The sequence below is a fragment of the Shinella zoogloeoides genome (assembly GCF_030733845.1).
Lineage (GTDB): Bacteria > Pseudomonadota > Alphaproteobacteria > Rhizobiales > Rhizobiaceae > Shinella > Shinella zoogloeoides_C.
Genome location: NZ_CP132311.1, coordinates 3,304,360 through 3,325,724, shown reverse-complemented (window position 1 = coordinate 3,325,724; position 21,365 = coordinate 3,304,360). Strand labels below are relative to the sequence as shown.

Genomic DNA, 21,365 nt, shown 5'->3' with positions numbered 1-21,365 from the left:
GGCGGGTTTTCTAGGACAGGAAGACCCTGCCGTTCCGCCGTTCTTCCGCATCTGATAGGCCACAAGCGGAAGGCCTGCAAGCGGCGTGCCGTCACGGCTCTATCATGCCCCGGGCTGGACGGTCCGCAGGCTGTCATGCAGCCTGCGGACTTCCGGCGGCACGCTGCGGAATTTCGGCAGGCCGAGGTGGTAGCCGTAGCCTGTCACGAGGCTCGCCTTGCCGAGCTGCACCAGCGTGCCGTTTGCAAGATGGGCGGCGACAAGGCCGAGACTGCCGAGCGCCACGCCATCGCCGCTCAGCGCCGCATCGATCGCCAGCGCATAGGTGGAAAAGGTGAGATGCGGCCGCGGCAGCGGTGCGCGCCGCAAGGCTTCGGGTGCAACGCGCTCCAGCCAGGGCCGGAAGGAGATCCAGTTGGCGTTGAAGCGCTCGTAGTCGATGAGGTCGAGGCCGGCGAGATCAGCCGGACGGACGGCTGCCGCATCGAGCCCCTTGAGGGCGAGATAGGCGGGTGCAGCGACCGGGGCCAGTTCCTCGGCGAGCAAGGGCGTCAGTTCCCAGCGCGGGTGCTCACCGGCCGAATAGAGGATCACGAGGTCGTTGCTCTCCGAGGAAAGGTCCGCGGGGCTGTCGGAGGTGGTGAGGCGGATGGCGATATCGGGGTTTTCGCGCGCGAAATCACGCAGCCGCGGGCCGAGCCAGAGATGGGAGACCGAACCGCTGGCGGCGAGCGATATGCTCTGGCCGGCCCCGGTGCGAAAGGGCTCCAGGCTCTCCTCCAGATAATCCAGCGAGGCGCGCACGCGCTGGAACAGCCGCTCGCCGCGGGCGGTGAGCGTCAGGTTCTTGCCGCTGCGGGCGAAAAGCTGTGCGCCGAGATGGTCCTCCAGCCCCTTGATGCGGCGGCTGACGGCGGCCTGGGTGATGTTCAGTTCGCGCCCGGCGCGGGAAAAGTTCATGTGCCGGCAGGCCGCATCGAAGACGCGGAAGGCTTCGAGCGGGATATGGGCGAGCATCGTGGCTTTCATGATCTGAAGTTATCAAAAAGCCCGAAAAATCCAAGGATTTGAAAATCTGAAATCGTGATGCACGGTTCGGCAGGTCTTTCCGGGGAATCTTCGTGACATTCGCAACATCGTTCGTGCCCGATATCCGTTTCGGCGAAGGCGTTCACGCCGACATCGCCGCCTCTGCCGGCGCGCTGGAAGCCCGGAGCGTGCTCGTCGTGATCGACGGCTTTCTCGCCACAAGCGGACTGGGTGAGCGGCTTGCCACGCAGTTCGCGGCGGCGGGGATCGCGGCGGAGTTTTTCTCCGGCTTTGCGGGCGAGCCGAAGCTTTCCCATGTCCAGGCGGCAACGCAAGCGGCGCGCGGCAGGGATCTTGTCGTCGGCATCGGCGGCGGGTCGGCCCTCGACATTGCCAAGATCGCGGCCTGCGCGGCGGCGGCGCATGAGGACCCGATGCACTATGCGCTTGCCGCCAATCCGCTGCCGAAGGCGCCGCTGAAGAAGATCCTGGTGCCGACCACCGCGGGCACCGGCTCGGAAACCTCGGCGACGACGATCTTTGCCGGGCCGGAAGGCAAAAAGCTCTGGATCTGGGGACGCGAGACCAAGGCCGACCTCGTGCTGCTCGATCCGGCACTGACGGTGACGCTGCCGGCGAACCTGACCGCCTGGTGCGGGCTTGATGCCTTCGTGCATGCCTTCGAGACGGCGACCAACCGCAATGCCCACGCGGGAGCCGCCCTCTATGCCCATGCCGCGCTTCGCCTGCTGACGGAGGCGCTGGAAACGGCGGTAAGGAGCCCGGCGGATATGGCGGCCCGCGGCAAGGTGCTGCTCGGCTCATGCTATGCGGGCATCGCCATCGACAATTGCGGCACGGCGATCGCCCACAATATAAGCCACGCACTTGCCGGCCTCGCCCCGGTGCATCACGGGCTTGCGACAGTGCTCGGCTTCGAGGCGACGCTTGCCTGGCTCATCGAGGCGGATACGGACGCTCTTGCGGCGGCGGCGCGCGTCTGCGGGCTTTCCGATGCGGCGATGCTGCCGGGCTTCGTCAGCGATCTCATGGATCGCTGCGCCATTGTGCGCGCACTGCCGAAATCCTTCGCCGGCTTCACCGCCGATGACCTCGCCCGCGAGATGCGCGCGCCGGAGAACCAGCCGATGCGCCGCTCGACGATCCGCGACGTTTCCGATGCCGATATCGATGCCTTCGCGGCGGCGATGATGGCGCTGCCCCGGACGCTCTGAGGACCGACCATGACCGAACAGTACAGCCGCGCCTTTTGGGAAGAACGTCTTTCCGGCCTTTCGCTCGAACGCGGACACTTCATTGATGGCAGGGTGCAGCCGGCGGCGTCCGGCCGGACCTTCACCCGCACCAGGCCGATGGATGGCCAGCCGGGCGCCGTGCTCGCGCGGGGCGATGCGACGGATGTCGACCGGGCGGTGGTCTCCGCCCGCACGGCGTTCGAAAGCGGCGTCTGGCGCGGCAAGGAGCCGATGGAGAAGAAGAAGATCATGCTGCGCTGGGCGGAGCTGATCCGCGCCCATCGCGAGGAACTGGCGCTTCTGGAGACGCTCGATGTCGGCAAGCCGGTGCAGGCCTCGCTCGGCATCGACGTGCGGCTCTGCGCGGATGGCATTCAGTATTACGGCGAGATGATCGACAAGCTCTACGACGAGATCGCGCCGACCGGGCCGAAGGCACGCGCGCTGGTCAGGAAGGTGCCGCTCGGTGTGGTCGCGGCGATCACGCCCTGGAACTATCCGATGATCATCGATGCCTGGAAGCTCGGGCCGGCGATCGCGGCCGGCAATTCCGTCGTGTTGAAACCGGCCGAACAGTCCTCGCTTTCGGCCCTGCGGCTTGCGGAACTCGCCGTCGAGGCGGGCCTTCCCGCCGGCGTCTTCAATGTGGTGACGGGCTTCGGCGAGGAGGTCGGCAAGCCGCTCGCCCTGCACATGGATGTCGACATGGTGGCCTTCACCGGCTCCACCGAGGTCGGCAAGCTGATCATGGGCTATGCGGCGCAATCGAACCTCAAGCGCGTGGCGCTGGAACTGGGTGGCAAGTCGCCGCTCGTCGTCTTCGAGGATGCCGATCTCGATGCCGCCGCCAGCGCCGCCGCCTGGGGCTGCTTCTACAATGCTGGCGAGACCTGCCATGCCGCAACGCGCCTCGTCGTGCAGCGCCCGGTCGCGGAGATGCTGATCGCGAAGATCGAGGCGGTGGTGAAGCGCGAGATCATGCTGGCGCATCCCTTCGAGCCCTCGGCGCAGATCGGCGCGTTGATCGAGGCGGAGCATATGGACAAGGTGCTCGGCCTTGTCGCCGCGGGCGAGAGGGATGGCGGACGGCGCGTCTTCGGTGCGGAGCGGGTGCTGGCGGAGACCGGCGGCTACTATGTCTCGCCGGGCGTCATCACGGATGTGACGAACGACATGCGCATCGCGCGGCAGGAGATTTTCGGCCCCGTTCTGGCGGCGATCGCCTTCGACACGGAGGAGGAGGCGCTGCGGATCGCCAACGACACGATCTACGGCCTTGCCGGGGCTGTCTTCACCCGCGACATGGACCGGGCGCATCGCTTCTCCGAAGCGGTCCATGCCGGCACGGTCTGGATCAACACCTACGACATGTCGAATTTCGCGACGCCCTTCGGCGGCTTCAAGCAATCCGGCTTCGGGCGTGACCGATCGGTGCACGCGATCGACAAATATTGCGACTACAAGACGATCTGGCAGCAGTTCGGCTGAGGAGGAGGAGCGCATGAGCAGGATCGTTTCCATCGGGATAAGTCATCACCGGCTGCCGCTCGATCCGCCGTTCAAGGCCAGCTGGGACGGCCGTCCGCGCCGGCATTTCGACGCGACGATCGTGCGCGTGCGTGACGACGAGGGCCGCGAGGGCATCGGTTCGGGCGACCTGATGAAGGGCTTCGAGGGGCACGAGGACCTGTTCGTCGGGCAGGACCCGCGCCATATCGAGCGGCACTATGAAGTGCTCTCCCATATCAACTTTCATTACGGCCGCTGCTGGCCGCTCGATCTCGCGCTCTGGGACCTCGCCGGCAAGGTGACGAGCGAGCCGGTCTGGCGCATGCTCGGCGGACGGGCAGACCGTGTGCGGCTCTACGCATCCTCCGGCGTGTTGCGTGATCCCTCGGCCATGGCCGAGCAGGCGGAGCGCTACATCGCGGAGGGTTTCCCGGCGATGAAGGTGCGTTTTTCCTCCTCCGCCGGCGGCCGCAATGGCTGGCGGGAGGACGTCAGGGCGCTGGAGGCAATCCGCGCGCGCGTCGGCGACCGGCTGGAGCTGATGGTCGACTGCAACCAGGGTTGGCGCATGCCCTGGGACACGACGGTGCCCTGGACCTTCAAGGACGCGCTCGCCGTCGCGCGGGAACTGGAACGGCTCGGCATCTACTGGATGGAGGAGCCGCTGCACCGCTCCGACCGCAAGGGCATGAAGGCCTTGAAGGAGGCGACGGATATCCGCATCGCGGGCGGCGAGATGACGCGCGAGCTTTACGAGTTCCGCGACATCATCGAAGAGCGCGCCTTCGACGTCATCCAGCCGGACGTGGCGCTGGTCGGCGGGATTACGGGCTGTCGGCGGCTTGCCTTCCAGGCGCGCGAGGCGGGCGTCACCTTCACCCCGCATTCCTGGACGAACGGCATCGGCGTGCTTGCCAATGCGCATCTGACGGCCGGCGCGGGAGACGCGCCCTTCCTCGAATATCCCTATGATGCGCCGGAATGGAGCGAGGAGCGTCGCGACTATCCGCTGGTCTCTCCCTTGCGGCATGAAAACGGCTGGCTGGTGCTGGGCGAGGCGCCCGGCCTCGGCATTCTACTGGACGAAGAGAGGCTTGAAGCGACCCGCATCAAGTGAGCCGCTTCACTTCGCCTACTTGACATCCGCCCCGTAGAGGCCGACTTCACGGGGGTATACGGACGCGAAGGAGACGAGCCATGAGCGAGGCAGCCCGCACGACGATCGACCAGGCGGAAGTCGACCGCTTTTCGGCGATGGCCGCCGAATGGTGGGATCCGACCGGAAAATTCCGCCCGCTGCACAAGTTCAACCCCGTCCGCCTCACCTATATCCGCGATCTCGTCTCGGCCCAGTTCGGCCGCGATCCGAAGGCGCACCGGCCGCTGGAGGGTCTGCGCATCCTCGACATCGGCTGCGGCGGTGGCTTGCTTTCCGAGCCGATGGCGCGCATGGGGGCGGAGGTGCTCGGCGCGGACGCATCCGAAAAGAACATCGGCATCGCGAAGGCCCATGCGGCCGGCAGCGGCGTTGCGGTCGATTACCGCGCCGTGACGGCCGAGGCGCTGGCGGAAGCCGGCGAGACCTTCGACGTGGTGCTCAACATGGAAGTGGTCGAGCACGTCTCGGACGTCGATTTCTTCCTAACTACCTGCGCTTCCATGGTGCGCCCCGGCGGCATGACGTTCGTCGCCACGATCAACCGCACCATGAAGGCGGCCGCGCTCGCCATCTTCGCGGCGGAGAACGTGCTGCGCTGGCTGCCGCGCGGCACCCATCAATATGAGAAGCTGGTGCGTCCGGAAGAGATCGAAAAGCCGCTCACGGCGTCCGGCCTGACGGTCACCGACCGGACGGGCGTGTTCTTCAATCCGCTGCTCAACCAGTGGAACCTGTCGAAGGATATGGACGTGAACTACATGCTGGTGGCGCGCCGCGCCTCGGCCTGATCGAGGGCTTCAGTTCGTATCGTCGGGCAGGGTGGGCAGGGGCGCCACCTCGACGCCTTCGTCGAGCAGATCGCGTACCTCGTCCGCGGTCGCCTTGCCGATCAGGCCGCGCTGCTCGCTCTCGCCGTAGTGGATCTTGCGCGCCTCCTCGGGGAAGCGTTCGCCGACGTCTTCGGAATTGGCGCGGATGGTCGAGACGATCTCGCGGATCTTCGCCATCATCTCCTTCTGGCCGGTCTGCACGGCAAGCTCCTGGCGCTGCTGTTTCTTGCGCGCGGTCGAGACGGACGGCGCCATCAGACGCTTGGCGACGTGGGTCGAGCCGCAGGACGGACAGGAGACGAGCGTCATCTTCTGCTGGCGGTCGAAATCGTCCGCCGAGCCGAACCACCCTTCGAAGGCGTGCCCGTTGTCGCAGGAGAGTTCGTAGCGGATCAAGCGGCAACGCCTCCCTTCGCGGGCTCGCCGGACATTTCGAGGGTGAAGGCGCGCCCGTTGCGCAGGTTGGGGATCTTGTCGTGTGCGGATTTCACCGCGGCGATGTCGATCTCGGCAAGCACGACGGCCTCGCCGGTGCCGCCGGCGGAGGCGAGCACGCGGCCCCAGGGGTCGATGATCATCGAATGGCCGAAGGTCTCGCGGCCGTCCTCGTGCATGCCGGCCTGCGCGGCGGCGATGATGTAGACGCCGTTCTCGATGGCGCGGGCGCGCAGCAATATTTCCCAGTGGGCTTCGCCGGTCTGGCGTGTGAAGGCGGCGGGGACGGAAATGATCTCGGCGCCGGCCACGGCTTCCGTCCTGAAGAGTTCGGGAAAGCGCACGTCGTAGCAGATGGCAAAGCCGAGTTTGGCGAATGGGAGGTCCGCCACGCGCGCCACGGTGCCCGGCGAATAGACCGCGCTCTCGCGCCAGCTTTCGCCATTGTCGAGATCGACGTCGAACATGTGGATCTTGTCGTAGCTGCAGATCTTGCCGCCGTCCGGGCCGAACAGGAAGCCGCGGTTGGCGACCTTGCCGTCGTCGAGCGCGATGGCGGTGGAGCCGACATGCACGTGGATGCCGAGTTCGCCGGCAAGCTGCGAGGCGGCGGCAACGACGAGGTCGTCGGCTTCCGCGCGCAGGATGGAGCGAAGGCCGGCGCGATCACGCTGGAGAGCGCCGGTCATTTCCGGCGTCTGGACATAGGTGGCGCCTTTGGCGGCCGCCTCGCGCACGAGGCGCCGCATCGTCTCCACGTTGCGGACGGGATCGGTCCCTGAGCACATCTGGAGGGCGGCGATCGTGACGGTCATCGTGTACCCCTATGCCGCCAGCAGCGCGTCGAGTTCGCCGGCACGCTCCAGCGCATGCAGATCGTCGCAGCCGCCGATATGGCGCTCGCCGATGAATATCTGCGGGAAGGTGCTGCGGCCGGCGCGCTTGATCATCTCCTGGCGAAGCTCGGGCGCATAGGTCGCGTCGTGTTCCTCGAAGGTGACGCCCTTCGTCTCCAGGAGTTTCTTGGCGGCGCTGCAATAGCCGCAGAACTGACGCGTATAGATGACGACCGAAGCCATGCGATACTGCTCCAACTTGTTGTTCTTGTGCAATTCCGCACGTAAAACCGCTGTGCACTTTCGCTGGAATTGCCATGTCTTTCATATAGGTCCGGGAAGTGCCCTTGCAAAGGTCAAAACGGTGACGTCCGCCACGCCGGCGCGTTTCAGCGCACGGGCGACGGCCGCGACCGTGGCGCCAGTCGTGTAGACGTCGTCGACGAGAACCACGCGGCGGCCGAACAGGGCTTCCCGTCCGGCGGGCGTGATGGAGAAGGCGCCGCGCACGTTCTCCTCGCGCGCCCGCGGGCCAAGGCCGATCTGGCGGCGGGTGCGTTTCGTGCGGCGTACGGCGTCGATCAGAACGGGCGTCGCAGAAAGCGTGCCGAGGGCGCGGGCAAGCTCGGCCGACTGGTTGAACTTGCGCCAGAGCAGGCGGAAGCGGTGGAGCGGCACCGGCACGATCAGGTCCGCCGCCTGCACGGCGCCGTCGCCGGCCCGCAGCATCCAACCCGCCATCATCGGCGCAAGGTCGGTGCGGTCGCGGTATTTCAGCGCATGAACGAGCCCGCGGGCGAGATCGTCGTAGAGCGCGACGGAGCGCAGCCGGTCGAAGGGCGGCGGGTTTGCGATGGCGTCGGCGCTGAGGATGCCGGGGCCGAGATCATGCGAGAAGGGGGTGCCAAGCACCTCGCAATAGGGGCGTTCGATGAAGGCGAGCTTGCCCCAGCATTGCGGGCAGAGGCTGGCGCGGCTGCCGAGCAGCACGCCGCAGCCGGCGCAGGCGGGCGGATAGACCACGTCGAGCGCCGCGCCCGCAAGGCCGCGCAGCCGGCGGGCAAGCGCCTGCCGGAGCGGGATTGCCGGCATGCTCTCCGCCTCGATTTCGCCCATGCGGTTGACAATAGTCGTAGTTAGCGGCCAAAGCGAAGGAATTCCGAACTGGATATCTGCCCATGGAAACGCTCTTCGACCACGCCCTGATCGACACCAACCGGCTGCGGGCCCTTCGCACCGGCCCGGCGGATTTCCTGCTCGACGTAGTGGCGCGGGAACTGGCCGAACGGCTCAGCGTTATCGAGCGCCGCTTCGAGCGAGCCGTCGAGCTGCATGGCCATACCGGCGCCGTGGCGCGGGCGATCACTGAGACGGGCAAGGTGGACGCCATGGAGCGTGTGGAGAGCGACGGACGCTTTGCGGCGCCGGGCGAGGCGCTGACCGTCTCGCCGCTCGAGACGGTGCCGCTGGAGCCGCAATCGGCAAACCTCATCATCTCGCCGCTCGCACTGCACCTGACCAACGACACGCCCGGCGTCTTCGTGCAAATCCGCCGCGCGCTGAAGCCGGATGGCCTGTTCCTGGCGGCTATTCCGGGCAGCGGTACGCTGCAGGAATTACGCGAGGTGCTGCTGGCGGCCGAAAGCGAGATGACGGGCGGGGCGAGCCCACGGGTCATTCCGTTCCCGGACGTGCGCGATGTCGGGGCGCTTCTCCAGCGCGGCGGCTTCGCCCTGCCGGTGACGGACAAGGAGAGCTACACGGTCCGCTACGATTCGATCTTCCCGCTGATGAAGGACCTGCGCGCCATGGGCATGGCCAATCCGCTGACCGGCCGCAGCCGCCGTCCGCTGACGCGCGGCATCCTGCTCAGGGCGGCGGAGCTTTACGCGGAACGTTTTTCCGACCCGGACGGGCGCATCCGCGCGACGTTCTCCGTCATCTATGTTTCCGGATGGGCGCCGCACGAAAGCCAGCAGAAGCCGCTGAAGCCGGGATCGGCGACGATGCGGCTTGCCGATGCGCTGAAGCAGACCGGACGCGAGTGAGGTCTATTTCTGCTCGATCGTGTTGCTGAGCGTGACGAACGTGTTGTTCAGCGCGCCGCCGAAATTCGTCAGACCGACGATCATGCCGACCGAGATGAGCGCGGCGAGAAGGCCGTATTCCACGGCCGTCGCGCCCTTCTCATCGGAGAGGAATGACGTCAGCAATCTTGCAATCATTCCACTCTCCAGGGTGCCGTTTGCACCAGATTGTTTGCCGTCTCAGCAGCCGCTGCTCGTTCCATTGCCGTTGACGATGCAGACGGCGCCGGGCATTTCCTGCAACACGCTGCGGCGCACGGTGTAGCGCTTGGCGCCTTCCGTCGGGATCGAGCCGGTCGAGATCATGTCGAAATCATCCGGCACGTTCGCGATCATGCGCTTGTCGGTCTTTGCGGAAAGAACCGGGGTCAGGACCAGGGCAAGGGCGATCACGGCGGTGCCGAAGAGCAGGGCGAGGTTGAGCGCACCGGTCCGGGTATCGCCGGCCGGCGTGAAATCCTTCTCCTGAACGGTTTTCCAGAAGTCTTCGTCACGCATAACAGGGTCTCGTAAGCATTCATTGCAACGTTAGGCCCAATCTTTGAACGATGGTGCTAAAGGATTGCTTAACGAGGACCGAAAAATTCGAGGCAATTTCCTGCCGGAGGATGCTCAGAGCAGGTCCATCAGGAAGGGAATGAGGGGTTCGTCGGCGGGCGGCATGGGATAGTCGCGCAGCGCCTTCGAGCGTACCCACTTGATCGCCTGACCCTCGCGGCCGTGCGCCGTTCCCTCGAAGCGCCGGCAGACGTAGAGCGGCATAAGAAGATGGAAATCGTCATAGGTATGGCTGGCGAAGGTGAGCGGTGCAAGGCACGGGATCTTCGTCTTGATGCCGAGTTCCTCGTCCAGCTCGCGGATCAGCGTTTCCTCGGGTGTCTCGCCGGGCTCCACCTTGCCGCCCGGAAACTCCCAGAGGCCGGCGAGCGATTTTCCCTCCGGGCGCTGTGCCAGAAGGATACGGCCATCCGCATCGACGAGCGCGCAGGCGGCGACGAGCAGGATGGGGTGTGGCTTGGTGACGGTCTCGGTCATGCCGCGTCGGGCCCCCGATAGCTGTATTCGTAGACGTCATGGAAGCCGGCGCGGCGGTAGAGCGCAAGGGCGGCGGCATTGTCGGCCTCGACCTGTACCCAGGCCTGGCGGGCGCCCTTGAGTTTCGCCCAGCGCAGGCTCGCATGCAGGATGGCGGTGCCGAGGCCCCGACCGCGGCGCTCCCCGGCAACCCCGAGCTGGAGGATGCCGGCGAGGTCGTTGTCCTGCACGGCGATCGTCACGGCGGTCGGGCCGAAGTCGGGCTCCTCGACGATGAAGAGGCCGGCTTCCGGCTTGATGGCGTTGATGATCTCGGTGAGGCCGGGCTTCAGCGCAGGATCGTCGCCGGCGACGCGGATGCGTGCATCGACGAAGCGGCCGACATCGCGGCTCGGCAGATGATCGAGGCCTTCGTCGCGCGGAAGGGTGGCAAGGTCGGCCATCATGACCACGGTGCGGCCGATATCGGCCCAGCCGGCTTCGTCCATGAAGGCGACGAGCTGCGGCGAGGCGAGTGGCGTCTGGCGCACGAGCAGCGGGCGGCCGTAGTCGGCAAAGCGCTTCGCCGCCTTCTCCAGGCGGATGTCGATGTCGCGGATATCGGACGGGTCGAGCGGATTGACGGAATTCAGCCGGCGCGAGGGGTGGCCGGCGGTCAGCCGGCAGAGCCAGCTTCCGTCATACTGGACCGTTGCCGCGGGCCATGCCCGGAACCCGACGGCTTCCAGCCGCCGCACTTTGGGAAGATCGCTCATCGTGTTCTGTCCGGAAAGGGGCACGCTGTCCGGGCCTCAGCTGCGGTAGTCGCCGTTGATCTCGACATATTCCTTGGTGAGGTCGCAGGTCCAGACCGTCGCCCGGCCGTTGCCGAGGCCGATCTCGACGCGGACCGGGATATCCTCCTGCTTCATGACGGCCGTCGCCGCCGCTTCGGAATAGGTCGGGTCCCGTTCGCCGTCGACGGCGACGCGTACGTCGCCGAACCAGATGGCGAGGCGGTCTCGGTCGGCCATCTCGCCGGACTTGCCGACGGCCATGACGATGCGGCCCCAGTTGGCGTCCTCGCCGGCGACCGCGGTCTTGACCAGCGGCGAGTTGGCGATGGAGAGCGCGATACGCTTGGCGGCGTCGTCGTTTTCCGCGCCCTCGACGGTGACGGCCACCATCTTGCGGGCGCCTTCGCCATCGCGCACCACCTGGAGCGCGAGGTCTCGCAGGAGGTCGTTCAGGGCGGCGCGGAAGCCGTCGAGCGTGGCGTCGTCGGCCGTGACGGGCGCCTGGCCGTCGGTGGCGGCCGCGCCGGTCGCAAACAGCATGAGCGTGTCGGAGGTCGAGGTGTCGCTGTCGACCGTGACGGAATTGAAGGTCGGGCCGACGCCGGCCGAGAGCAGGGATTGCAGCACGGTGGCCGGGATATCCGCGTCGGTCACGACGAAGGAGAGCATGGTCGCCATGTCGGGCGCGATCATGCCGGCGCCCTTGGCCATGCCGTTGATGGTGACCTTAACGCCGCCGAGCTCGGCGGTGCGGGTGGCGACCTTCGGATAGGTGTCGGTCGTCATGATCGCCTTGGCGGCTTCGAACCAGAAATCCTCCGTGCCGGCGGCGGCGAGGCCATCGAGCACGCCGGAGAATTTCGTTGCGTCTAGCGGCTCGCCGATCACGCCCGTCGAGGCGAGGAAAACCTCGTCTTCGCGGCAGCCGACCGCTTTGGCGGCGGCTTCAGCGGTCATCCGCGTCGATTCGCGGCCCTTGCGGCCGGTGAAGGCATTGGCATTGCCGGAATTGACGACGACGGCGCGGGCAACGCCGTGCGCCAGGTTCGCGCGGCAGAAATCGACCGGGGCCGAGGGGCACTTGGAGCGGGTGAAGACGCCCGCGACCGCTGCCGGACGGTCGAAGACCATCATCAGCACGTCCGTCCGGTTCTTGTACTTGATCCCGGCGGCGGCGGTCGCCATGCGCACGCCGCGCAGCGGCGGCATGTCGGCATAGGTTTTCGGAGCGAGCGGGGAGACGGAACCGGACATCTTGTTTTCCTGCGTGAAAGAGGCCCGGTGAAAACGCCGGGCCATTGCCGTTTTACTGCTGGCCTTCGATGGCCGGTGCGGCTTCGCCCTCACCCTCGGCTGCCGGCTTGTTGACCGCGTCATAGGCGGTCTTCAGTGCGGCGTCCTGGATATCGACGGGCGCCGCGGCCTTGGCCTTTTCCAGAAGCTCCAGATACTTGTCGCGCATGACGAGCTGACGAACCTGGGCTTCGACCTGGTCGAGCGCCGGGGGCTGCTGCTTGCGCTTGTCTTCCACCTTGATGACGTGGAAGCCGAACTGCGTCTTCACCGGCTCCTTGGAATAGGCGCCCTTTTCCAGTGCGAAGGCGGCGTTCTCGAATTCCGGAACCATGCGGCCCTTGGCGAAATAGCCGAGGTCGCCGCCTTCCGACTTGTTCGGGTCGGTCGACTTCTCCTTGGCGATCTCGACGAAATCCTTGCCGGCGTCGAGATCCTTGATGACGGCCTTGGCCTCTTCCTCGGTCTTGACGAGGATGTGGCGGGCGCGGATCTCGTCTTCCGGCGTGATGGCCGCGACTTCCTTCTCGTAGCGCGCCTTCACCTCTTCCGGGGTGACGGCATCGACGACGTGCTTCTTGAAATAGGCATTGTGCAGTTCGCGATCCGTCAGGAAGGCGAGGCGCTGCTTGAAGTCGGCGCTGTCCTTCAGGCCTTCCTTGTCGGCGTCGGCCGCAAGCAGCTTGACGTCGATGATCGAGGAGAGGGCGGCGACGCGCTTCTGGTCGTCGGGCAGGTTGGCGAGCTGCGGGTCGAGGCCGGCGATCGCCAGCTTCAGCTCCGATTCGTGGATCTCGACCGCGCCGACCTTGGCGACGACCGGATCGGCCGCGGCGTCCTGCGCGCGGGCGCTGCCGCTGGCGGCGGCGATCGCGATGAGGGCGACTGCCGCGAGCTTGCTGTACTTGAACATATTGAAAAGACCTTTCACATCCTCGCCGGAATCGGGCCGATATCCGGTGCCAGACGGCTCAACACCACCAGAATGTGGCAGTTGTGCAACCGCCAGAGCCGTTGACATCATTCGACCCCCCTCTTATCTGTCACGCAATCCCGCGTCCAGAACAGTTTCCGGGCGTTTCACGGCTTTGCGCGCAATTATCGTGCGACCTGTCACGCGCCGGGCGCCCATAAAGAAAGGACCATTCTGATGGTCAGCCTCGGCGGCATCGCCCGCAAGTTGTTCGGCTCTTCCAACGATCGCCGTGTCCGTTCCTACAATCCCCGCGTCGATGCCATCAATGCGCTGGAGCCCGAGATCAAGGCGCTCTCGGACGAGGCGTTGCGCGCCAAGACCGTGGAATTCCGTGAACAGCTCGCCGCGGGCAAGACGCTGGACGACATTCTGGTGCCGGCCTTCGCCGTCGCCCGCGAGGCGGCTTTCCGCGTCCTCGGCCTCCGGCCCTTCGACGTCCAGCTCATCGGCGGCATGATCCTGCACGAGAAATCCATCGCCGAGATGAAGACCGGCGAAGGCAAGACGCTCGTCGCGACGCTGCCCGTCTATCTCAACGCGCTCGCCGGCAAGGGCGTGCACGTCGTCACCGTCAACGACTACCTCGCCAGCCGCGACAGCGCGCAGATGGGCCGGATCTATAGCTTCCTCGGCCTCACAACCGGCGTCATCGTGCATGGTCTCGACGACGACCAGCGCCGCGCCGCCTATGCCTGCGACATCACCTACGCGACGAACAACGAACTCGGCTTCGACTATCTGCGCGACAACATGAAGTACGAGCGTGGCCAGATGGTCCAGCGCGGCCACTTCTTCGCCATCGTCGACGAAGTGGACTCGATCCTCGTCGACGAGGCGCGCACGCCGCTGATCATTTCGGGTCCCCTCGACGACCGCTCCGACCTCTACACGACGATCGACGCCTTCATCCCCATGCTGGACGAGGCGGACTACGAGATCGACGAGAAGCAGCGTTCCGCCAACTTCTCCGAAGTCGGCACGGAAAAGCTGGAAAACCTGCTGCGCCAGGCCGGGCTGCTCAAGGGCGAATCGCTGTATGACGTCGAGAACGTCGCGATCGTCCATCACATCAACAACGCGCTGAAGGCCCACAAGCTCTTCACGCGCGACAAGGACTACATCGTCCGCAACGACGAGATCGTCATCATCGACGAATTCACCGGGCGCATGATGCCGGGCCGCCGCTATTCGGAAGGCCAGCACCAGGCACTCGAAGCCAAGGAAAAGGTCACGATCCAGCCGGAAAACCAGACGCTGGCCTCGATCACCTTCCAGAACTATTTCCGCATGTATTCCAAGCTCGGCGGCATGACCGGCACGGCCTCGACGGAAGCCGAGGAATTCGGCAACATCTATGGCCTCGAAGTCGTGGAAGTGCCGACCAACCTGCCCATTCAGCGCCTCGATGAGGACGACGAGGTCTACCGGACGGCGGAAGAGAAGTACAAGGCGATCATCGAGGAGATCAAGGCGGCGAGCGAGAAGGGCCAGCCGGTCCTCGTCGGCACGACCTCGATCGAGAAGTCCGAACATCTTGCCGACATCCTGAAGAAGTCCGGCTTCAAGGACTTCCAGGTGCTGAACGCCCGCTACCACGAGCAGGAAGCCTATATCGTGGCGCAGGCCGGCGTGCCGGGCGCGGTCACCATCGCAACCAACATGGCCGGCCGCGGCACCGACATCCAGCTCGGTGGCAATGTCGACATGCGGCTCGAGCGCGAGCTTGCCGAAATGGAGCCGGGGGCGGAGCGTGACGCCAAGCGCGCGGCGATCATCGCCGAAGTCAAGCAATTGAAGGAAAAGGCGCTTGCCGCCGGGGGCCTCTACGTCCTAGCCACCGAGCGCCACGAAAGCCGCCGCATCGACAACCAGCTCCGTGGCCGATCCGGCCGCCAGGGTGACCCGGGCCGCTCGAAGTTCTTCCTGTCGCTGCAGGACGACCTGATGCGCATCTTCGGCTCCGAGCGCATGGATTCCATGCTCCAGAAGCTCGGCCTCAAGGAAGGCGAGGCGATCGTCCATCCCTGGATCAACAAGGCGCTCGAAAGGGCGCAGAAGAAGGTCGAGGCCCGCAACTTCGATATCCGCAAGAACCTGCTGAAATATGACGATGTGCTGAACGACCAGCGCAAGGTCATCTTCGAGCAGCGCATCGAGCTGATGGACAGCGAGAACCTCTCCGAAATCGTCGCGGACATGCGCCACGAAGTCGTCGAGAACCTCGTGCGCCTGCACATTCCGGAAAACGCCTATGCCGAACAATGGGACGTTGCCGGCCTGAAGACGGGCGTTCTGGAGCAGCTCAACCTCGACCTGCCGATCGACGCCTGGGCGGCTGAGGAAGGCATCGACGAAAAGGATATCCTGGAGCGCCTGCGCACGGCCACCGACCTAGCGGCACGGGATCGCGCGGAACGCTTCGGCCCCGAGATCATGACCTATGTCGAGCGTTCGGTCCTGCTGCAGACGCTGGACCATCTGTGGCGCGAGCACATCGTCAATCTCGATCACCTGCGCTCCGTCATCGGCTTCCGCGGCTATGCCCAGCGCGACCCGCTGCAGGAATACAAGGCCGAGGCCTTCGAACTCTTCCAGGCGCTGCTGGCGAACCTGCGCCAGACCGTCACCGCGCAGCTCATGCGCGTCGAACTGGTGCGCCAGGCCGCCGATGCTCCGGCGCCGGTGCCGCCGACAATGGAAGGCCATCACATCGACGGCACGACCGGCGAGGACGATTTCAACGAAGGCGGCGGCTTCATGGCCGTGGCCGTCGAAGACCGCGATCCGAACGACCCGTCGACCTGGGGCCGTATCGCCCGCAACGAACCCTGCCCCTGCGGCTCGGGCAAGAAGTACAAGCATTGCCACGGTGCTTTCGAGCAGGCTTGAAGGCTTGAGAAAAAGCGATGATGCCGCCTCCGGGCGGCATTTTCTTTTGGGGATGAGAGGGTCTTACCCAACCGTTTGTTAACCCTGATCTGACAAGACTGGCTTTCGTTCAGTTTTGCGTGGCGTTCGGGTTCCTGTGTTGATGGCGGTCATTCAGTCGGCGGAAAGGTTGCTGCCAGCGGGCCTGCGCGGCAAGGCGGAACCGTTCACGCGGTCACTCGCCACGATCTTCGCCAGCGACGATCCGCGCAACCTCGCCCAGCGCATGGCGCTCATCACCTTTGCCATCCGCGTCATCAGTGCGGCCATCGCCTTCATCTCGCAGATCATCCTTGCCCGCGTGATGGGCGAGTTCGAATACGGCATCTTCGTCTTCGTCTGGGCGCTCGTCGTGATCTGCGGCGACCTTTCCTGTCTCGGCTTTCACACCACCGTCGTGCGCTTCCTGCCGGATTATGCCGGCCGCAGCGCCCATGCGGAGATCCGCGGCCTTACCTCGACGGCCCGCGTCTTCGCCATGCTGTCCTCGACGGCGCTGGCACTGCTCGGCTTCCTCTGCCTCTGGATGTTCCACGAGGCCTTCGCCGACTACTATGTCGTGCCGCTGTTCGTCGGCCTCTTCTGCATGCCGATGATCGCGCTCGGCGACGTGCTGGACAGCACGGCGCGCGCCCATAGCTGGGCGCTGGCCGCGCTCAGTCCGACCTATATCATCCGCCCGCTGCTGATCCTCGTCTTCATGGTTCTGGCGGTGTGGCTGGACGAGCCGCACACCGCGCTGACCGCCATGGTCGCCGCGCTGGCCGCCACCTACCTCACCACGGTCGTGCAGTTCGTCAGCATCGTGCGGCGGCTCGGAAAACGCTATGTCGCCGGGCCGCGCAAGCTGGAATTCGCCCTGTGGATCAAGGCGGCGCTGCCGATCTTCGTCATCGAGGGCTTCAGCTTTCTGCTCACAAATTCCGACGTCATTGTCGTCGGCCTGTTCCTCGATCCGGAAAGCGTGGCGATCTATTTTGCGGCGGCCAAGACCATGGCGCTGGTGCATTTCGTCTTCTTCTCGGTGAAGGCGGCTGCCGCCCCCCGCTTTTCCGCGCTCTTCGCCTCCGGGGACCGGATAGCGCTCGCGCGCTTTGCCGGCGAGACGGTGCGCTGGAGCTTCTGGCCGTCGCTTGCCGTCGGGCTCGGCGTGCTCGCGCTCGGCCATGTGCTGCTGTCGCTCTTCGGGCCGGCCTTCACGGCCGGCCACGGCCTGATGGCCATCCTCTTCGCCGGCATTCTCGCCAAGGCGCTGGTCGGCCCCGGCGAGGTGCTGCTCACCATGTCCGGCGAGCAGCGGCTGTGCGCGCTCGTCTATGCCGTGGCGCTCGCGGCCAATATCGGCCTCAACGTCACGCTCATCCCGCTCTTCGGCGTGACGGGCGCGGCCGTCGCCACGGCCAGCGCCATGGTGCTGGAAGCGATGCTGCTGCACCTCGCCGTGCGCGGAAAACTCTCGATCATTCTCTTCGCCTTCGCCAATCCGGTGAAGGCAAGCCTCATCAACGGGATGGACCACCATGACCGATAGCCACGGCTTCGACCATGCGATCGCGGCAGGGCGTGCCCAGGCCGCCGTTCCCCCGGCCGCCCCGCTGGCGCAGCCGCCGGCCGACCAGCGTATCGCGACCGGCCGTCCGGGCCGTTCGCTGGCGCTCTATCCGGCGACGGCCGGCTATGAGTTGCAGCAGGAGCTCGACTTCCTGTCCAACCGCGTCATGGAGCCGAACGTCTTCTTCACCGGCCGCTTCCTCGCGCCCGCCATGCCACGGCTCGAAGACCGCACCGTGCGCCTCTCCGTCATCCGCGACGAGAGCGACGGGCGCAGCCGCATGCGCTTCCTCATGCCCTTCTCCATCGAGAAGCCGGGCTTTTCCATCGGCTCCAGCATCCTGCGTGCCTGGTCGAACCCGTTCGGCCCGCTCGGCACGCCGCTCGTCGACGCCGAGGATGCGGCCGAAACGCTCGACAACCTCCTGGAGGCGCTCGGCAGCGCGGGCTCCGGCCTGCCGCCGATCCTCGTCCTGCCGGATCTGCGTCTCAACGGGCCCTTCGCGCAGTTGATGCGCGCCGTCGCGATCGGCCGCAACCTGCCCGTCACGGTCACCGACACCTATCGCCGGCCGATGCTGGAAAGCCTGCTCGACGGCCAGAGCTATCTCCAGCACGCCATCTCGCCCGAGCATTTCCGCGAGCTGCGCCGGCAGTGGCGCAGGCTCGATCAGCTCGGCGCGCTCAGCTACAACGTCGCCCGCCAGCCGGCCGACATCCGCCTGCGCATGGAAGAATTCCTGTTGCTGGAAGCGGCGGGCTGGAAGGGTCGCGGCCGCACCGCGATGATCAACGACCGCTACCGCGCGGCCTTCGCCCGCGAGGCGATCTCCAACCTCGCCGAGACCGACGGCGTGCGCATCCACACGCTCGACCTCGACGGCCGCGCCATCGCCTCCATGGTGGTCTTCCTGACCGGCGGCGAGGCGTATACTTGGAAGACCGCCTATGATGAGGAATTCGCGAAATACTCGCCGGGCAAGCTGCTGGTGGCCGAGCTCACCGAATGGCACCTCGACGACGCCAATATCGCACGGTCAGATTCCTGCGCGGTGCCGGATCATCCGGTGATGAGCCGGTTCTGGGAGGAGCGCGAGGACATGGGAACGCTCGTCGTCGGCCTGCAGCAGAATCGCGACCGCGACGTGCGGCAGGTGGCGACCCAGCTTCACCTCTACCGCAACACCCGCAACGTGGCGCGGCTGCTGCGCGAGAAGATCAGGTCGCTCGCGCGGCGTTAAGCCGCAAAAGACGTTTCCTCCGCCGCGCGCTTGCGCAGCAGATGGCGGATGACCTTGCCGGAGGTCGTCAGCGGCAGCGCGTCGACGAACTCCACCTCGCGCGGATATTCGTGCATGGAGAGCCGCGACTTCACCCATTCGCGGATGTCGATCGCCAGCGCCTCCGACGGTGCATGGCCGGGGCGCAGCATCACATAGGCCTTGACGATTTCCGTGCGCACCGGATCGGGCTTGCCCACCGCGGCGGCAAGCTGCACGGCGGGGTGGCCGGCAAGGCAATCCTCGATCTCGCTCGGCCCGATGCGGTAGCCCGAGGAGGTGATCACGTCGTCGTCGCGGCCGAAGAAAGTGACGTAGCCCTCCTCGTCCATGCGGCCGAGATCGCCGGTCATCATCCAGTCGCCGATGAACTTTTCCGCCGTTGCCTTCTCGTTCTTCCAATAGCCGAGGAACATCACGGGATCGGGGCGCTTCACCGCCACCTGCCCCACCGTGCCGCGCGACACTTCGTTGCCCCTGGCGTCGATTATGGCGACCACATGGCCCGGCACCGCCTTGCCGATCGGCCCCGGCCGCGACACGCCGAGCTTGCCGATCGAGCCGAGCACGATGTTGCATTCGGTCTGGCCGTAGAACTCATTGATGGTGATGCCGAGCGTGTCCTTCACCCATTCCCAGGTCTCGCGGCCGAGCGATTCGCCGGCGGAGCCGATGGTGCGCAGGTTCAGCCGGTACTTGTCCCGCGGGTTGGCGACCGTCTTCATCAGGCGCAGCGCCGTCGGCGGAATGAAGGCATTGCGCACATCCATGTCCTGCATGATGCGATAGGCCATGTCGGGGTCGAACTTCTGGCCGGGCGAGGAGACGACCGGCACGCCGAGCAGCAGCGCCGGCAGGAGCACGTTCAACAGCCCGCCCGCCCAAGCCCAGTCGGAGGGTGTCCAGATGCGGTCGCCGGGCTGCGGCAGGAATTCATGGTGCATCTGGAAGCCCGGCACGTGGCCGAGCAGCACCCGGTGGCCATGCAGCGCGCCCTTCGGAGGCCCGGTGGTGCCGGAGGTGTAGATCATCATCGCCGGATCGTCCGGGCCGCTGTCGGCGGCCTCGAAGGGCCCGGCATGCTGCGCAATCAGGTCGTGAAAGGACCTTACCGCGGGATCGGCGGCAGGCTCGGTCGTGATCACGAGATCGAGCGTGGGGAGATCCGCGCGGATCGGCTGCAGCCGTTCCGCGCCGAACCGGTTGGTGACGATCGCCTTCGCCTCGGCATTCCGAAGCCGGAAGAGCAGGGCATCCGCACCGAAGAGCAGCGCGAGCGGCAGGGCGATGGCGCCGAGCTTGTAGATGGCGAGATGGGCGATCACCGTCTCGAAGCCCTGCGGCAAGAGGATCGCCACGCGGTCGCCTTTCGCGACGCCTTCAGCGACCAGCGCCGCTGCGAAGGCGTCGGACCGGGCGGCAAGCTCGCCATAGGTCATCGAGAGCGGCGGGGCATCCGGGAGGAAATGCTGGAGACAGATACGATCGGGCTCGCGTGCCGCCCACGCGTTGGAAACGGCGGTGCCGATGTTGAAACGATCCGGGATCTGCCAGCGGAAATCCCGGTACAGCGCGTCAAAGGTGGGTCTCTCGGCGAGCATCCGGCGTCACTCCAGTTTGCTGCATTGCACCTAGCATTCTGAAGGGCCTGCCTGCAATGGCGGCTTTTTGCGGGGGTCAGAGCCAGGAGAGCCGGTTGTCGACTTCGCTGACCTCCTTCACCGACGCGGCGATCTCCGTGGCGCGGCTCGCCTCCTCAGCGGAGCCGATGCTCCCGGAGAGGATGATGCGGGTGCCCTTGCAGGTCACGGTGATGTCCGAAGCATCCACGTCGCCGGCCACCGAAAGCGCATCCGCCACCGCGGTTTCCAGCCAGGCGGGATGCGGACCATCGAAATGTTCCGGCGGTTCGCCTTTGAACGTACCTTCCTTGAAGACCATGACGCGCTCCTTTGCTCTTGCTGCAAGGAAATGCAGGAGAAGCGATTTTGTTCGCTCCTCGCAGGGCGAACAATGCTTACGGCTTGTGAAGAGGCATCCCCGAAATGGTTGAGACCCAAGAGCGTGCACATCGCTCTTGGGTCCCCCTCACAACCGCATCCGGGGGTGTCAGCAGTTGCACCCAAGAAATGCCGCTCTGCAAAATTTGTTCCCGCTAAAATGTGAATTTTGGATCGGCGGGAAATGTGATGGCCGCGCGTTCAGCAGAACGCGTGTCGAACAATAGCGATCGGTCTGGATTTTGGTGCCCCATGCCGGGCAGCGTAAATTGAGCGTTTTCCGATAGTTGCAAAAAAGCTGGACCCAGAAACGTCCCGCTGTTTTTACAAACGAATTTTGAAGAGTGTCCAACGCCTTTCGAGTGTCGCACAACGGTCGGCCGGT

21 protein-coding genes are annotated in these 21,365 nt (G+C 65.7%); 8 read left to right on the top strand and 13 right to left on the bottom strand.

The genetic code is table 11. The annotated features are described in order from the left end of the window. Nucleotides 1-102: 102 nt before the first annotated feature. Complete coding sequence (locus Q9316_RS17390; RefSeq protein WP_306032818.1) at nt 103-1,029, bottom strand: LysR substrate-binding domain-containing protein; 927 nt, start codon at nt 1,027-1,029, stop codon at nt 103-105. 92 nt (nt 1,030-1,121) lie between these two features. Here Q9316_RS17390 and Q9316_RS17385 point away from each other — a divergent pair, with 92 nt between their 5' ends. From Q9316_RS17385 to ubiG, 4 genes are all read left to right on the top strand, one after another. After that, complete coding sequence (locus Q9316_RS17385) at nt 1,122-2,264, top strand: iron-containing alcohol dehydrogenase (RefSeq protein ID WP_306032817.1); 1,143 nt, start codon at nt 1,122-1,124, stop codon at nt 2,262-2,264. A gap of 9 nt (nt 2,265-2,273) precedes the next feature. Continuing rightward, the gene (locus tag Q9316_RS17380; RefSeq protein WP_306032816.1) at nt 2,274-3,773 is read left to right on the top strand and encodes an aldehyde dehydrogenase; all 1,500 of its coding nucleotides are present in this window, start codon (nt 2,274-2,276) and stop codon (nt 3,771-3,773) included. A 13-nt stretch (nt 3,774-3,786) separates the two neighbouring features. Then, entirely contained in the window at nt 3,787-4,911 is a 1,125-nt protein-coding gene (locus Q9316_RS17375; protein ID WP_306032815.1) for a mandelate racemase/muconate lactonizing enzyme family protein, read from the top strand. A gap of 80 nt (nt 4,912-4,991) precedes the next feature. Next, a complete protein-coding gene (ubiG, locus tag Q9316_RS17370) occupies nt 4,992-5,741 on the top strand; it encodes a bifunctional 2-polyprenyl-6-hydroxyphenol methylase/3-demethylubiquinol 3-O-methyltransferase UbiG (protein WP_306032814.1) in 750 nt (249 codons plus the stop codon). A 9-nt stretch (nt 5,742-5,750) separates the two neighbouring features. Here the strand turns inward: ubiG and Q9316_RS17365 are convergent, their stop codons facing one another. The 4 genes from Q9316_RS17365 to Q9316_RS17350 form a co-directional block, all read right to left on the bottom strand. Then, a complete protein-coding gene (locus Q9316_RS17365; RefSeq protein ID WP_306032813.1) occupies nt 5,751-6,179 on the bottom strand; it encodes a DUF1178 family protein in 429 nt (142 codons plus the stop codon). After that, the gene (locus Q9316_RS17360) at nt 6,176-7,033 is read right to left on the bottom strand and encodes a carbon-nitrogen hydrolase family protein (protein ID WP_306032812.1); all 858 of its coding nucleotides are present in this window, start codon (nt 7,031-7,033) and stop codon (nt 6,176-6,178) included. The genes Q9316_RS17365 and Q9316_RS17360 overlap by 4 nt, the downstream gene beginning before the upstream one ends. A gap of 9 nt (nt 7,034-7,042) precedes the next feature. Further along, complete coding sequence (gene grxC / locus Q9316_RS17355; RefSeq protein WP_306032811.1) at nt 7,043-7,297, bottom strand: glutaredoxin 3; 255 nt, start codon at nt 7,295-7,297, stop codon at nt 7,043-7,045. Nucleotides 7,298-7,378: 81 nt separating this feature from the next. After that, complete coding sequence (locus Q9316_RS17350) at nt 7,379-8,170, bottom strand: ComF family protein (RefSeq protein WP_306032810.1); 792 nt, start codon at nt 8,168-8,170, stop codon at nt 7,379-7,381. A gap of 62 nt (nt 8,171-8,232) precedes the next feature. On the opposite strand from Q9316_RS17350, the gene Q9316_RS17345 reads away from it, so the two are divergent. Next, nucleotides 8,233-9,102, top strand: coding sequence for a methyltransferase domain-containing protein (locus Q9316_RS17345; RefSeq protein WP_306032809.1), 870 nt, complete (start codon nt 8,233-8,235; stop codon nt 9,100-9,102). Between the two features lie 3 nt (nt 9,103-9,105). On the opposite strand, the gene Q9316_RS17340 is transcribed toward Q9316_RS17345, so the two are convergent. From Q9316_RS17340 to Q9316_RS17315, 6 genes are all read right to left on the bottom strand, one after another. Further along, complete coding sequence (locus tag Q9316_RS17340) at nt 9,106-9,276, bottom strand: Flp family type IVb pilin (protein ID WP_306035346.1); 171 nt, start codon at nt 9,274-9,276, stop codon at nt 9,106-9,108. A gap of 45 nt (nt 9,277-9,321) precedes the next feature. Continuing rightward, nucleotides 9,322-9,639, bottom strand: coding sequence for a hypothetical protein (locus Q9316_RS17335; protein ID WP_306032808.1), 318 nt, complete (start codon nt 9,637-9,639; stop codon nt 9,322-9,324). A 114-nt stretch (nt 9,640-9,753) separates the two neighbouring features. Beyond that, entirely contained in the window at nt 9,754-10,176 is a 423-nt protein-coding gene (gene mutT, locus Q9316_RS17330) for an 8-oxo-dGTP diphosphatase MutT (RefSeq protein WP_306032807.1), read from the bottom strand. Beyond that, nucleotides 10,173-10,931: a GNAT family N-acetyltransferase gene (locus tag Q9316_RS17325; protein ID WP_306032806.1), complete on the bottom strand. Its 759-nt coding sequence runs from the start codon at nt 10,929-10,931 to the stop codon at nt 10,173-10,175. Before Q9316_RS17325 ends, mutT begins: the two co-directional genes overlap by 4 nt. Nucleotides 10,932-10,967: 36 nt before the next feature. Next, nucleotides 10,968-12,206 carry a bifunctional glutamate N-acetyltransferase/amino-acid acetyltransferase ArgJ gene (gene argJ / locus Q9316_RS17320; protein ID WP_306032805.1) on the bottom strand — a complete coding sequence of 413 codons (1,239 nt, stop codon included), beginning with the start codon at nt 12,204-12,206 and terminating at the stop codon, nt 10,968-10,970. A gap of 52 nt (nt 12,207-12,258) precedes the next feature. Then, nucleotides 12,259-13,158, bottom strand: coding sequence for a peptidylprolyl isomerase (locus Q9316_RS17315; protein ID WP_306032804.1), 900 nt, complete (start codon nt 13,156-13,158; stop codon nt 12,259-12,261). A gap of 237 nt (nt 13,159-13,395) precedes the next feature. On the opposite strand from Q9316_RS17315, the gene secA reads away from it, so the two are divergent. The 3 genes from secA (at nt 13,396) to Q9316_RS17300 (ending at nt 18,941) form a co-directional block, all read left to right on the top strand. Beyond that, entirely contained in the window at nt 13,396-16,110 is a 2,715-nt protein-coding gene (gene secA / locus Q9316_RS17310) for a preprotein translocase subunit SecA (protein WP_306032803.1), read from the top strand. A gap of 142 nt (nt 16,111-16,252) precedes the next feature. Continuing rightward, entirely contained in the window at nt 16,253-17,680 is a 1,428-nt protein-coding gene (locus tag Q9316_RS17305; protein ID WP_306032802.1) for a lipopolysaccharide biosynthesis protein, read from the top strand. After that, a complete protein-coding gene (locus Q9316_RS17300; RefSeq protein ID WP_306032801.1) occupies nt 17,670-18,941 on the top strand; it encodes a GNAT family N-acetyltransferase in 1,272 nt (423 codons plus the stop codon). Before Q9316_RS17305 ends, Q9316_RS17300 begins: the two co-directional genes overlap by 11 nt. On the opposite strand, the gene Q9316_RS17295 is transcribed toward Q9316_RS17300, so the two are convergent. Then, complete coding sequence (locus Q9316_RS17295) at nt 18,938-20,581, bottom strand: AMP-binding protein (protein WP_306032800.1); 1,644 nt, start codon at nt 20,579-20,581, stop codon at nt 18,938-18,940. The genes Q9316_RS17300 and Q9316_RS17295 overlap by 4 nt on opposite strands. 76 nt (nt 20,582-20,657) lie before the next feature. Continuing rightward, entirely contained in the window at nt 20,658-20,921 is a 264-nt protein-coding gene (locus Q9316_RS17290; RefSeq protein WP_306032799.1) for a BON domain-containing protein, read from the bottom strand. Nucleotides 20,922-21,365: the final 444 nt, after the last annotated feature.